Below are 14742 nucleotides of genomic sequence, written 5' to 3' on the forward strand. Positions count from 1 at the left end.
AAAAAGTGTATATAAGTTGGTAATATGACAAAATACTATAAACTGTACTAATGTAAAAAAGGTATTTTTACGGGTTTAGCATCAAAAATCAATAGTAGTTATGGGGAGTGCCTTGAAAAGGATAAAAGCTTTAGGTTTTGTTTTATTACTTACCATGTGCTGTTTTGCACAAAATAAAAACACAAGGGAAAAGATACAGATCGATAAAGGCTGGCGATTTAACTTCGGGCATCAGTATGATACCGAAAAAGACTTTAATCACGGTACAGCTTATTTTTCCTATTTAGCCAAAACAGGAAACGGAGACGGACCTGCAGCTCCGGGTTTTGACGACAGGGCATGGCGACAACTTGATATACCGCACGACTGGGCTGTAGAGCAAACATTTACCGAAGAAGGTAGTTTTAGCCACGGTTTTAAAGCTGCCGGGAAAGGATTTCCGGAACGAAGCATTGGTTGGTACCGCAAAAAGATTGAGATTCCCCAAGTTGATTTGGGCCGTATTATAACATTAAAGTTTGATGGTGTTTTTCGTAATTCTAAAGTGTTTTTTAACGGATACTATTTAGGAACTGAAGAAAGCGGATATGACAGTTTTGAATATGATGTTACTGATTATATAAATTATGGAGGAGAAAACACCATTGCTGTGAGGGTTGATGCCTCTATGGAGGAAGGCTGGTTTTATGAGGGAGCAGGTATATACAGGCATGTATGGCTTCAAAAAACAAATCCGTTACATGTGACTCTAAACGGTACTTATGTAACAAGTGATGTATATACTGATTACGCTATGGTTACTGCCAAAGTATCGGTAGAAAATAAAGGCAACTATAAAGGAGATATACAGATAGTACAAACAGTGTTTGATCCTATGGGTAAACAAGTAGATTTGGCTACAGAGAACACAGAGGCACCGGGGTTTTATCAAACAACGGATGTTACTTCTATATTCAAAACCTTCGATGCCAAGCTGTGGGATTTGGATAATCCTAATTTATACTTATTAGTAACCGAAGTGAAACAGAACGGTGTAGTGGTAGACAGGTATGAAACCACATTTGGTATTCGTTCCATTCGTTTTGATGCCGAAAAAGGTTTTTTCCTTAATGGGAAGAATATAAAACTCAAAGGAACCAATAACCATCAGGATCATGCAGGAGTGGGTACTGCAATGCCCGACGGACTACAATACTGGCGTATCAAGCAGTTAAAGGTGATGGGTAGTAATGCTTATCGCTGTTCGCATCATCCGCCAACACCCGAACTACTTGATGCCTGTGACAGGCTGGGTATGCTTGTTATAGATGAAACCCGACTTATGGGTATAAACAAGGTACACTTGGAAAGCGTGAAGGAAATGATTGAGCGCGACCGTAACCACCCAAGTATCATTTGCTGGTCGGTTGGTAATGAGGAGTGGAATATTGAAGGCAACATAAAAGGGGAACGTATTACACAAACCATGCAGGAGTATTCCCATAGTATAGACCCTACAAGGCCTGTAACGGTTGGTATTAGTAGCGGGTTTAGGAGTGGTATATCATCGGTAGTGGAGATAATAGGCTATAACTATCTTGGTAATGGTGATATAGATGCCCACCGCAACGAATTTAAGCAACAGCCGGGTATGGGAACCGAAGAGGGATCTACATTTGCGACAAGAGGAATTTACTTTACTGATGATGAGAAGCATTATCAGGCAGCTTACGACCGTAAACCACGGCCTACTTTTTACAGCATTGAGGAAGGTTGGACGTTTTATGCTCAACGCGATTACCTTGCAGGGATGTTTATTTGGACAGGTTTTGATTACAGGGGAGAACCAACACCATACGGATGGCCATCGGTTACCTCATATTTCGGTATGATGGATGTGTGTGGCTTCCCTAAGGATAATGTATATTATTTAAAATCCTGGTGGGGTAATGAACCTGTATTACATATACTGCCACACTGGAACTGGAAAGGTAAAGAGGGAGAGGTGATTCCGGTTTGGGTGTATTCCAACTGCGATGAGGTAGAGCTTTTCCTTAACGGTAAAAGTTTAGGCAAGAAGACGATGAAGGTTAAAAGCCACCTGGAGTGGAATGTAAACTATCAACCCGGTAAGCTAAAAGCAATAGGATATAACAACGGGAAGAAAACACTTGAGCAAATCAGCGAAACTACCGGAGAGGCTAAGGCTATAAAACTTACAGCCCATAAACAAACATTAACCGGTAACAGCGATATAGCTATGATTACCGTTGAGGTGCTGGACAAGAAAGGATTACATGTACCAATAGCCGATAATGATATTACTTTTGAGATAAAAGGCGGAGGTAAAATAATAGGTGTGGGTAATGGTAACCCAACCTCTTTAGAGCAGGACAGATTTGTAGATGATATAAACTTAGTGAATATCAATAACCTGCAGGAGCAGGAACTTACTACAGCAACATTGCCTGATGAACTTTCGGTTTATGCTGATGATAATTGGAACGAAGCATTCAATGACAGAGATTATAAAAAACAGGCTCCGGCTTATGTATATAAAGGCACATTCGAACTAAACGGAGATCTTACTAAGGATAAAGTTACCTTTTTCTATCAGAAAATAGGAGTGGAGTCGACCGTATTCATAAACAGTAAAAAGGTGAGTCCGGCTATAGATGATACACAAAAGTTTGTGTTGGCTCAGTCACTGTTGCAAAAAGGTACAAACACTATACATATAATTGCCACTCCGGTCTACAAAGAGCACGATTGGGATGTTGTAAATACCAATCCGGGAGTAATACAGGTGGTTACCCCGGCCAGAAAATGGCACCGAAAACTGTTTAACGGTTTAGCGCAGGTAATTGTACAAACAGACGGTAGTGGTAATGATATTATCTTATCTGTAAAGGGAGAAGGAGTAAAGACTGATGAATTGCAAATTAAATGTGAAACCAGATAGTAGGCTATTGTTAAATTTGTTTTTTGTAGTACATTTAGCAGGTAAAATAACCACTATAACTAAAATATGAAACTGAACAAATTAACTAAGGTAGCTTTATTATTGGTTTTTGCGGTGGCTTTTACAAGCTGTAAAAGCACTACTACTGTAGCAACATCAACTAAGTCAACTAGTGTTTCCGCAAAAAAGAAAACATTACCACCCGGACAGGCAAAGAAACTTAACGGAGATAAGAGTGCTAAAATGTACACTCCCTCACGTAACTAAACTAATAGGCGCTTTACACAGTAAAGCGCTTTTTTTTGCGTAAATTTTAAAGAATAAACCAAAAATTACATAAAAGCTGTTGTTCTGATAAGTGGTACCTTTATATTAATACTTTAGGTATCATTTTTTTATTATAACACACTATGAAACATACATATAGCATACAAGGTATGAGCTGTAACGGCTGCCGTGGCAAAGTAGAAAAAACCTTAAATGAAATAGAAGGAATTGAAGCACAGGTATCGCTTAATCCTCCGGTTGCCGAGGTTACTATGGAAGAGCATATCCCTCTTGAAGAACTTCAGGATAAACTATCTCAGGCAGGTAATTATACTATAAGTACAGAGCCACCAGAGGAAAATGAAAATCATCATCATAACGAACATAAAAACCACAATAATCACAATCATTCACATAAGGTTGAGGATGGTAAATACTATTGTCCTATGTTTTGCGAAGGTGACAAAACGTATGATAAACCCGGGAGCTGTCCTGATTGCGGAATGAACCTTGAAAAAGCCCCTGACCTTACCCCAAAGAAAAAACAGTATACATGCCCCATGCACCCTGAAGTAATAAAGGATGAACCCGGGGCATGCCCTATTTGTGGTATGGATTTGGTTCCGTTAGAACCGCAGGAGGAAGAAGACGAAATCTACAAAATGCTTGTAAAGAAGTTTAAAATAGCGCTTGTTTTTACTATTCCGGTATTTGTAATTGCCATGGGAGAAATGATTCCGGGTAATCCTATTTCAAAATATGTGTCGCATACGGTTTCAAACTGGATCCAGTTTGCTTTGTCACTTCCGGTTGTGTTCTATGCCGCCTGGATGTTTTTTGAAAGAGCGTGGGTTTCTTTTAAAACATGGAAACTAAATATGTTCAGTCTTATTGGTGTGGGTGCTGCCGCCGCGTTCATTTTTAGCGTGTTAGGGTTGTTATTTCCGTCAGCTTTTCCCGATGAGTTTAAGGGACACGGAGGGAGTGTTTACCTGTATTTTGAAGCAGTAACCGTTATCCTGACATTAGTTTTACTGGGACAGTTGCTTGAGGCGAGGGCACACAGCCATACCAATACCGCAATTAAGGAACTGCTGAAACTTTCGCCAACAGAAGCTACGATAGTAATTGATGGTAAAGAGAAAGTAATTGATATAAACGATATAAAAGAGGGAGACGTTTTAAGGGTAAAACCCGGAGAGAAAATCCCTGTAGACGGTGTAGTTAAGGAAGGCGGTAGTAGTGTTGACGAATCCATGATTACAGGAGAGCCTATCCCCGTAAGTAAAAATGAGGGGGACAAAGTAAGTTCGGGAACTATAAACGGTTCAAAATCATTTTTAATGACTGCAGAAAGGGTAGGGAAAGATACCCTGCTTTCACAAATTATACATATGGTAAACGATGCCAGCCGTTCGCGTGCGCCAATACAAAAACTGGCAGATACCATTTCGGGATATTTTGTGCCTATTGTAATAGGTATTGCCATTATAACCTTTATAGTTTGGGCTATATTTGGATCACAACAGGCTTATGTGTTTGCATTTGCTAATGCTGTTGCAGTACTTATTATCGCGTGTCCATGTGCTTTAGGGCTTGCCACACCTATGTCGGTTATGGTTGGTGTGGGCAAAGGAGCTCATAACGGAGTACTAATTAAAAATGCCGAAGCACTGGAAAACATGGCTAAGGTAAACGTACTGATAACCGATAAGACAGGTACCATTACCGAAGGGAAACCATCGGTACAAAAAGTAGTTACTGTTGGTGCCATTAATGAAAAACACCTTTCGGGTATTATCGCTTCGCTAAACCAGCAGAGTGAACACCCGTTAGCACAGGCTATAGTAAATTATGCCGATAAGCTGGGAGCACAGCTAAGTCCGGTTAAAGATTTTGAAGCTGTTTCGGGTAAAGGTGTAACAGGTACTATTTATAATAAAAATATTGCCATAGGTAATAAAAAGCTATTGGAGCAAATAAATGCAACTGTTAGTGATAAGGTAGTACAACAGGTAATAGGCGAGCAGGAGCAGGGCAAAACGGTATCTTACATAAGTATTGATGGCAAAGTAGAAGGTTTTGTTACCATTACCGATGCCATTAAACAAACCAGTAAAAAAGCCATTGCAGCCTTAATGGAGCAGGGTATTGATGTGGTAATGCTTACGGGCGATAATAAAAACACCGCAAAGGCTGTAGCCGATGAATTAGGGTTAAAACACTTTATGGCCGAGTGCCTGCCTGAAGACAAGCTTAATGAAATTAAAAAGCTACAGGAACAGGGCAAAGTTGTGGCTATGGCGGGAGACGGTATTAACGATGCCCCTGCACTAGCTAAAGCCGATGTAGGGATTGCTATGGGAACAGGAACAGATGTAGCTATAGAAAGTGCCCAAATTACTTTAGTAAAAGGCGATCTTCACGGTATTGTAAAAGCAAGGGAGTTAAGCGAAGGCGTAATGCGTAATATCAAACAGAATTTGTTTTTTGCCTTTGTATATAATGCACTGGGTATCCCGCTTGCGGCAGGAGTGTTGTACCCGCTGTTAGGAATATTACTTTCACCAATGGTTGCGGCACTGGCCATGAGCCTTAGTTCGGTATCGGTGATTGTGAATTCCTTACGAATTAAAAACCTGAAACTACATTAATCATGAGGAAATTAAAACAAATAGCTATGGAGTTGTTTTTATAATTCCCGTATGCGACCTGCATTTTATAGAAGGTGATACTGCTGTTATACGTGTGTATAATAATGCAAAGCACTAAATATCTATACACTGGTACGGGATACTCCTGCAAAACGAACAGGATGGTGTACCTTATTTAACTACTGCCCCATAAAGAGTAATACTGTACACATCTATAAATTCCCCCTAAAACAGAGTGGTACCTACTGGTACCACTCTCATGGCATGTTACAGGAACAGTTAGATATGTGCTAACTAAATACTGGTCGCTTTCTGCATATTATGACAGTGACATGGGCTTAGGTAGAGGTGTTACTTTTACCTATTAGAATATAATAATTACTATTTAGAAAAATATAAAATAAAAAAGCAGGGGTACAGTAGTTTAAGCTATTGTACCCCTGCTTTTTTATTAATTATAAGTGTTGATTTTTACTGGTTAAAATAGGTCTGTTTTTTCTCAAGTAATAGTACTTGGATTTTAAATATTTGAAATTCAGGTAGTTCTACGCATAGTTGTATGGGTTTTAATTCGAAAATTTGTATATGTCTTTTTCTGACAGGCTAAACTTTTAATAGAGAGCCTTTTTCTTCACTCAATAATCACTATAAAAATATACAGACATGAGAACTTACGGTTACGATTATTCTTTTGCACTTTCAACAGATGAAGTAAACAAAATACTAAAAGATAATTTAGAGAATATTGATTTTGAACTAAAGTATTCAGGGAAAGATTCACAAAGCGGATCGACAATAACGTTAGACGGAAAAATGGCTCCCTGGCAAATAATAAAAGGTGGACAAAACAGCTTGTTACGTTTTTCGGTACCCTTTTCAGATGGTTTTATGTCAATTGAAGGGCCTATATCAAATAGCTACGATCTAACTAATGTAACTGTATTAATAGAGGTTACTTTAGGATGGGTAGGTTCGGGAGATATTCAGGAGACCAAAGGAAGCGGTAGCCTTACCAAGCTAATTTTCTCTCCTACAATGACAAATGATCCTGATACTTCAGGGTATGTTGCGGTAGTAAATGTACTTGATCCTGATAAACGACTGGATACTATTGGCACAGGACTTATAAGGACTTATACAGCAAACATTTTATTTGAAAACAAGGACAAAATCAACTTTATTTTTGCCGATGTGTTCCCTAAGCCTAATAATGTAGGTTCCTGGTTAACACCTTATAAATGGCAATATTACTATAGTACAGGGAAATCGTATGATGCTCTTTGTTTTTTATGTCTGTTAAGCGATAAGGCATGGCCCGAATCGCCCGCATTTGACTCTGAAACACTTACAGAAGGTAACAACTCTGTTATACTGGTTTCTCAGGAGGCATTTTTCCAACATGTTGTTTTACCATCTATAAAAGATACTTTCCCTGGGGGGAACTTTAATCTTAATGTGAGCACAGATGAAAGCTGTACTATAACAAATAAAGGTGACTTCAATGTAAAAACGAGTAAAGGGAATATAACTGCAAGTTCATTTAAACTTACAACGAGTGATTCGGGTAATGGTCTAAAAACCATAACATCAGGTGGCGGGCCACTTAAATTTTTCTTTGGGCTGAGTAAACTTCCTAATGCCAGTTATTCGTGGAGTTGCGAAAATACTAATCCCCTTGTTTATAAAAACGATCGGATAAGTTTTCAAAAAGATAATCATCCGGTAACACATCATAATCAGGAAATACCATGGTATGACTGGGTATTACTTGTAGTTGTGGGTATTACTTCATTACCGGGACTTATATCATTTATAGTAGACTCTATAAATGATTTTTCTGATGATGTGAACAATGTTGGTATGGGTAATATAAACGACAAATTAGGAGATTCTGTCTCTAATTCAATGGTTAATCTTGCCAACCTTATTAACTGGTCAACAAAAGACGGACAAAGTTTTAAACCCGGTACAGCCGGTTTAAATGGTGCTCTCTATGTATATGGAAATCTTAACTAAAAAAATAAAAATTAAATCCAACTTAAAAACTAAACATTATGAGTGAATTAGCAACAGCAACAGCCACAACAGGTTTGCCTATCCCAGAGGTAGTTACACAACTGCCTGTTAATAAAAATGCAGATACAAACGACTGGGATACTGTATTTGCAATTAGATTTAATGATGCCAATACAGCTATATCTGATAGCTGGAGCAAAGTGAATGACAAAGCAAAAAATGTTTTGCAGGCTGCTAGTGATGATCCATCGTTTAAACTTGACGGTAAGTTAGGACCATGGCAGTTAACCATTGGCGGTGACGGTAAAAACATAAGAATGGGATGTCCTTTTGTAAGTGGTACATTTAATTCAGGGTCTAAACAATATGACGTAACCGGCTATGAGGTAGTAATTGAAGTAGGTATGCAGTGGGTTCCTGATCCCGATCAGTTTGCCTTTTCTATTGGTGATAATGATACAGTAAGTACCATTAAAAATGATCTTAATAACAATAAGCTTGATGATACACTTATTGCCCAGTTTAAGAAAAACGGGAAAACACTTTCTTCATCGGCTACAGCATCTGTAATTAATCAGGATGAGGATTGGGTTATTACCGATGGTAAGGTTAATTATTATATTTTTTATTATACAGATAAGTTTGATAACGAGTTTTTACAGGTTTATCAGTTTGAAGATGCATGGAAAAATAACCTGAAAATTCTGGAAGAGTCAATAAGTCAACAGGAACCGGCTGTAGTTATTGTAACCATTAAAAATAATAAAACCGAAGGTATAGCGGCTGCAGTACTACAGGATTTATTAAGCGAATGGTTTAATACTAATATTGGTGAGTTTAACCATGTGTTCAGTTCCCTTGATTTAAGTCCGAGCCTTTCTGAAAAAGATAACTATCACTGGTTAAAACCAACAGGCACCAGTTATGCAGTTACTGATAACGGAACTTTGGAAAACAGTGTGTTTGGTGTACTTACCATGACACAGGGTAACCCGGCACCGGCTAGCCATCAGGTTTCGCCAAATGCTATTCCTAACGGAGATGGTGTTAATGCAGGTTTCTTAATCAGTGGTACTTCATTTATGAAAAACATGATGTTGGCAGGTGCCCGTACTGTATTTGATAATGCCCCCGAATCTTCATTTGATATTAGTAACGACGGACTTACTGTTACTAATAATAAGAAAATTGTTTGGGGACGCTTTAAAAAAGATGATAAGCCTATGTATTCGGTTTCATCATCATATGCTTCTCAATTGGATAATAACCAGCTTCCTGAAAAAATGGTGGCCGACCTGAAAGGCCAATGGGTTGGAAATCCTAATGGAGGAGGAAGTTATGTTCCGGGAATTATGGTAGAAGGTTTTAGTGCTCATATGACACAAAAGGGAATGAACTGGTACCTTTCCAGTTCAGATGAAAAAACAGTATACCTATTGGAGGTAAACCCTAAAGACAACACTAAAATTGATATGTATACCTCAATCATTGTTACAATAGAGGCTAAGCAATTTAAAATGAGCCTTGATAACAGCTATCTGGAAATACAATTTATAGACCTGCTATATCCTGAAAGCTGGGAGTATGATGTACATATTAATTATACAGAACAGGTATCATTAGGGTTAAAAGAGGTTCAAAACAAGCAAATTTTCTATTTTGACAAGGTCACTAAAGACATGACTATTAATGTGACTAAAACAAAAGTAGCCATTACTGTAGGAATTGTAGAAGATTCTATTTTGGCAGCCATTGGTTTAGTTGCCGCCATTGCACCGGTAATTGATGGATTAAGAGCAGCAGCTTCTATTGTAGAGGTTACTGAAGATGCAGGTAATGCTGTAATTACAACAGAAGAGTTTGTAGAGGCTACGGAAGAAATATCTGATGTAGATCAGGAACTTAACGAGACAAATGGTCTGTTAAACGGAGCAGAACAGGTAAGAGGAGGATGGCCGGCCTTTAAAAATGCTTTTACAGCTACGCGCTGGAAAGTTTTAGGAGGTATTGCAGGAGCAGTAGGAGCGGTTGTAGGAGGACAGGCAGCTATAGAGGCTATTATGGAAGCTATGGCTAAAAATGAATGGGAAAAGGTTCCCGGCTTTGATGAGTTTGCAAATACAGCAATTTACCCATACAGCTGGCCTGGTGTAGATTCTTACGATTTGAAAAAGGCAGCATTAGCAGCTTCTTTACAAATTGGTTTGAAAACACAATCTTCAAATAAATAAGTTATGACAGATACTGATGGCAAAGCAGTATATACATTTGGCTGGGATACCTCTTTCGGTATCCCTGTGCCAGATGCTAATAAGGCTATAGTAGACAAAAAGTCATCACCTAAAAAATTCAGTTATGGTGAAAGTAGTTTTTCACTAACATCTGATTTTGGTAATTGGCAGATTTGTGAAGGAGGCTCCGGCAAAAACATTCGTTTTACAATACCCTTGTCTAATATCGTGTTGACCTATACCAGCAATAATAATGTGGTTAAATGCGATTCGGGTACAGCTGTAATGGAAGTAAATATGCACTATGTACCCCATAACGAAACAGCTGCGGCAGATGGTGTAAAAAGTAACCCAAAGGCATTAATTGTAAAAAGTACGAGTGATTCAGAGTCAGAACCCGCAGCGGTATTAGTCTCTTTAGAACTAAGTAAAGATTTGGGAACCGTTTCTGAGGCTATTATTCAGGAAGGTTTAAAAAACTGGCTTAATGAGAACCTGGAAGAGTTTAACCACATTTTCAGCGTGGTAGACCTGGACAGGATGATAGATCAGGGAAAGTGGGGTTTTGTTACTCCTAACTATACCGGTTATGCTTTTTTAGATGGTAAAACGCTTGATGATAGTATTTTGGGAGTTTTAACCATGACTGGAGACAGAAACGGGGATGAATTGGCTAATCAGGTATCCAATGATATTATTCCCGAAAAAAGTAAGGCCGGTTTTTTGGTTTCACAAAAAAGAACCCTTTCTGATTTGGTAAGGCCGGCTATAGAGCAGGCTTATCCGGGGCTTAATAAAGATAACTTTCTTTTAAATGATGCCGGAACAAAGCTTTATCTAAAAGAAGGTGTCTCGGTAAATATACAGCCTGTAGATCACGATGGCTCTACTTACCAACCTGTGCTTAAACAGTTAAGTGTAGAGTCTGACGGACAGATACTAACATTACAAAGTTATACCGAAACAGAAATTGTAGCAGGTATAACCGCTCAATGTACGGCAACAAACTGGTATAAAATTGAACTTGGAACTTCAGATAAAGGGCAGACATTAAAGTTTATTGAAGCGCAACCGGCAGATATTGTGCATAATATTCATCAGTCAGAAGGTTCAATAATAACCCAAATAATCATAGCCATTGTAGCTGCAGTAGCATTAATAATACTTGCTATTGTAACCAGTGGTGCGGCATTAATTGTAGGCGGGCTTATTGCAGGACTAATTTTAGGTGCTGATATGATAGTTCCTGATGTGATTAAAGCGGTAAATACCGATACATCTCCTGCAATAGATTTATTGTTGATTAATGCTGTAAGTCCTATAAAATGGACAGACAGTTCTGATTTTAAACTCAATTATGCCAGCCTCAATGTCTCAATGCAGTTGGGAGGCGATCCTTTATTCATTTAAAAAACAATTATTATGGCAACACAGGAAATAATAGACGTATTGATAGCAGTTGATACAGAAACTATAATAAGTAAATTTGGCACTAATACCGATCCTAATAATCCGGTACAGATTACAGATGCTTCCCTAATATTCATGATTACAAAAAGCGCTGATGCAGTATCAGGGAATGCAGGGAATGAGCTTAAAATTGGTGCTAAAACTCTTGATACCATTAGGTGGAGGGAAACATCTTTATCTCTTAATGCGGTATATTCGGCATTATTATACAAGTTTGTGGCGACCTCAGGAGGAGATTTAATTTCACCACCTATACCTTTACTTGCGGAAGATCAGGTTCCTTTACCAGATCCGTCTAACCCAACAGTACCGAAAACCCAAACAATAGAAACTTATTTCTGGAACTCTACCGTTTTAAATCCGGGTAATGTTATCTACCATTTTAACTTTATGATTGTAGACAGGTCGGGTAATGTTCAGGGATATTACTGGTGGGATCCGTATATCCAGATAACAGATTAATACCTTATAAATTATGGGTGCTAAGGCAGTAAATGATAATCAGGGTATTGTTGATATTCTAATGATTGTGGATGCAGAAACTTTAGTTCAGCAGTATCCAAAAGGTACTGCTGATAACCCTACTGTAGTCCCGGAACCTTTAATTTATCTTGTAACCGATTCTCAGTATGTAGATTTCGGACAGGCTTCTAAAGAACTGAAAATTAATATTAAAACACTTGATGAAATCAGGTGGCGGTCTACAACACTCTCAATGAACAGTTCTTATTATAGCTTATTATACAAATTTGAATTAAAAAACGGCGATCCTATAATATCCACACCGGTACCGTTATTGGCCAAAGTACAGGTTCCGTTACCTGATATGAGTAACCCTACAGTACCAAAAACTCAGGAAGTGGAAAATTATTTTTGGTCTTCAACCTCCTTAAGTGAAGGGGAAATAACCTATACTTTTTACTTTATGATTTTGGATAGGGATAATAATCCTTTGGGGTATTATTACTGGGATCCTTTTATTAAAATAACTAAATAAACAAATTATGGATACTAATGAAAGAACAGTACAATTAAAAACATCGGTAGCTTCTTCGGGAAACAATAAAGAAATTGTACATATTGGTTTTAAACCAATGGGAGATACTATTCCCACTGCCGAAGATTATGGTACACAGGGAGAGGAGAATAAGCAAAAGCTCAATGCTTTTTTAAAATATATGAAATCAGTAGATGAGCAGTTTTTCAAATGGCTTGAAGCCGATGCCCAAAATGCTATTCTGTTTACTAATAATCCTGTTAAAGCTTTAAAAACGGCTATTCCGGGGTTTGATGAAACAATACTTAATAATCTAAGTAAAGATATGTTAAGATAAAATTGGTTTTATTAATTCAATATGGCTTAGATAAAAAAACTACTTACTAAGTAAGTAGTTTTTTTAGTTATTGTTATTTATGTCTTTAAGTCTGTCGGTTATTTCGCGCTTATAGGTTATTCCAATGGGGATTGGAGTGCGTTTTATAACTACATAATCCTTATTCATTTCATCTACCTTATTAATGGCGATGATGTAGGATTTGTGAGCTCTCATAAAAAGTTCTGAAGGCAGACTTCTTTCAAGATCCGCGGTGGTTATGGTAGCTATGAAGTTTCGTTTTGAAGTTACTATTTTTACATAGTTACCGTAGCTTTGGGTATACAATATGGTATCAATAGGAATGTCAATATTGTCACTGTCTACCTTAACGCTGATATTATCAGGTAAAACTTCGGTAGATTGTTTTCCCTGTGGTTCTCCGTTTTCAAAAAATCGGTTTATAGCCTTTACAAAACGCGGATAATAAACCGGTTTAAGCAGGTAGTCCAAAACACCATATTCATAGCTTTCCAACGCAAATTCACTATATGCGGTAGTAAGTATGGTTTTTGGAGGATGCTGTAGTTTTTGTAGCAGTTCCAGTCCGGTAATATCGGGCATATCAATATCCAGAAACATCAAATCCGCATCGTTTTCCTTTAAATATTCTAAAGTGTCTTCACCATTATAGGCTTCAAATACCAGTTCCAGCGATGGGTTTTGTTTTATATAATTGCTAAGCACATAATGTGCGGCAGGCTCATCATCTACAATTATGCATCTTACCGCCTTTGTCATAATCTTTTCAGTTTAACTTTAAGGGTAACGGTGTAGGTGCCGTTTTCCTCAATAGTCAGTTCGTGGTCGTTACCATAAAGTAATTTAAGGCGTTCCTTGGTATTTTTAAGACCTATTTTTGTAGAAACGATTTTCTTTTTCTTTGTAGGAATAGAGTTTTTAACCATAAACTCCAGCCTGTCGCTATTCACGTTTATATCAATATCCACAAAACAGTTTTCGGCTGTACAGGTTCCGTGCTTAAATGCATTCTCAATAAAACAGATAAGAAGCATCGGCGGAATTTTATAGGTATTCTCAAGATCTATGGATGTGTTTAGTGTAATGTTACAACGGTAGCCCAATCGTTCTTTTTCCAACTCTACATAACTGCTTACAAAATTAACCTCGTCTTCCAGTGGTACACATTGTGTTTCATGGCTTTCTAACTGATAGCGCATTAACTGTGAAACGTGCATAATAAGTTCGGGTGTGCGTTCAGGGAATTGCATGCTTATGCCATACAATGTATTAAACGTATTGAAAAGAAAGTGGGGGTTAAGTTGCTCCTTAAGGGAGTTAAGCTGAGCCCTGTTATAAAGCAGTTTTTCGTTATCCAGTTTTTTACTGTCGCGGTAAAACTTGAGTATAAGGGTAACCGATAGTATACAAATTAAGGTAGCTACCAGTGTAGCGGCCTGAAAGATGTAGCTTTTCTGTTCGGAAGTCTTATACAGAAAACAGTTTTTATAAATCCATAAAGTAGCAACCTCATAGAGAAATAGTGAGAATACCGAAAGTAAAGCCAAACTGGAAACGATATACAATAATGGCTTGTGCTTTTTTAAAAGTATAGGAAGCAGGAAAAACCTGTTTAGCTGCGCGTGCGAATATAACAACAGGAAGTAAGCACAACCCGACCATACACCGCGCCATGACTTAATTAATATCCAGTCGTTAAGAGTAAAAAGAACAAAGGAGAAAACTAGGATAAACAGCTCCTGCCACCATTTTTTCTCCAAAATGCTTTTTATATACTTGTTCATTAATCTACATTTTACTGCAAAGTA

The 14742-nt window shown here is 37.9% G+C and carries 12 protein-coding genes; 10 read left to right on the forward strand and 2 right to left on the reverse strand.

The features are described from left to right. Positions 1 to 100 precede the first annotated feature (100 nt). From galA to ABS768_RS15910, 10 genes are all read left to right on the forward strand, one after another. The gene (galA, locus tag ABS768_RS15865; protein ID WP_408075929.1) at positions 101 to 2941 is read left to right on the forward strand and encodes a beta-galactosidase GalA; all 2841 of its coding nucleotides are present in this window, start codon (positions 101 to 103) and stop codon (positions 2939 to 2941) included. A 66-nt stretch (positions 2942 to 3007) separates the two neighbouring features. Next, a complete protein-coding gene (locus tag ABS768_RS15870; protein ID WP_408075930.1) occupies positions 3008 to 3208 on the forward strand; it encodes a hypothetical protein in 201 nt (66 codons plus the stop codon). A 143-nt stretch (positions 3209 to 3351) separates the two neighbouring features. Further along, positions 3352 to 5862, forward strand: coding sequence for a heavy metal translocating P-type ATPase (locus ABS768_RS15875; protein WP_408075931.1), 2511 nt, complete (start codon positions 3352 to 3354; stop codon positions 5860 to 5862). A 210-nt stretch (positions 5863 to 6072) separates the two neighbouring features. Next, positions 6073 to 6156: a multicopper oxidase domain-containing protein gene (locus ABS768_RS15880; RefSeq protein WP_408075948.1), complete on the forward strand. Its 84-nt coding sequence runs from the start codon at positions 6073 to 6075 to the stop codon at positions 6154 to 6156. Positions 6157 to 6525: 369 nt separating this feature from the next. Next, entirely contained in the window at positions 6526 to 7878 is a 1353-nt protein-coding gene (locus tag ABS768_RS15885) for a TULIP family P47-like protein (protein ID WP_408075932.1), read from the forward strand. Between the two features lie 38 nt (positions 7879 to 7916). After that, positions 7917 to 10109: a TULIP family P47-like protein gene (locus ABS768_RS15890; protein ID WP_408075933.1), complete on the forward strand. Its 2193-nt coding sequence runs from the start codon at positions 7917 to 7919 to the stop codon at positions 10107 to 10109. A 3-nt stretch (positions 10110 to 10112) separates the two neighbouring features. Then, entirely contained in the window at positions 10113 to 11519 is a 1407-nt protein-coding gene (locus ABS768_RS15895) for a TULIP family P47-like protein (protein ID WP_408075934.1), read from the forward strand. Positions 11520 to 11531: 12 nt separating this feature from the next. Then, complete coding sequence (locus tag ABS768_RS15900) at positions 11532 to 12041, forward strand: inclusion body family protein (protein ID WP_408075935.1); 510 nt, start codon at positions 11532 to 11534, stop codon at positions 12039 to 12041. A gap of 13 nt (positions 12042 to 12054) precedes the next feature. After that, on the forward strand, positions 12055 to 12576 hold the full coding sequence (locus tag ABS768_RS15905; protein WP_408075936.1) for an AidA/PixA family protein: 522 nt from the start codon (positions 12055 to 12057) through the stop codon (positions 12574 to 12576). A 7-nt stretch (positions 12577 to 12583) separates the two neighbouring features. Next, a complete protein-coding gene (locus ABS768_RS15910) occupies positions 12584 to 12913 on the forward strand; it encodes a hypothetical protein (RefSeq protein ID WP_408075937.1) in 330 nt (109 codons plus the stop codon). 63 nt (positions 12914 to 12976) lie between these two features. On the opposite strand, the gene ABS768_RS15915 is transcribed toward ABS768_RS15910, so the two are convergent. Both ABS768_RS15915 and ABS768_RS15920 read right to left on the reverse strand, forming a co-directional pair. After that, positions 12977 to 13693 carry a LytR/AlgR family response regulator transcription factor gene (locus ABS768_RS15915; protein WP_408075938.1) on the reverse strand — a complete coding sequence of 239 codons (717 nt, stop codon included), beginning with the start codon at positions 13691 to 13693 and terminating at the stop codon, positions 12977 to 12979. After that, complete coding sequence (locus tag ABS768_RS15920; protein WP_408075939.1) at positions 13690 to 14718, reverse strand: sensor histidine kinase; 1029 nt, start codon at positions 14716 to 14718, stop codon at positions 13690 to 13692. Before ABS768_RS15920 ends, ABS768_RS15915 begins: the two co-directional genes overlap by 4 nt. Between the last annotated feature and the right edge of the window lie 24 nt (positions 14719 to 14742).

It is taken from the genome of Flavobacterium rhizophilum, assembly GCF_046000485.1.
Taxonomy (GTDB): Bacteria; Bacteroidota; Bacteroidia; order Flavobacteriales; family Flavobacteriaceae; genus Flavobacterium; species Flavobacterium rhizophilum.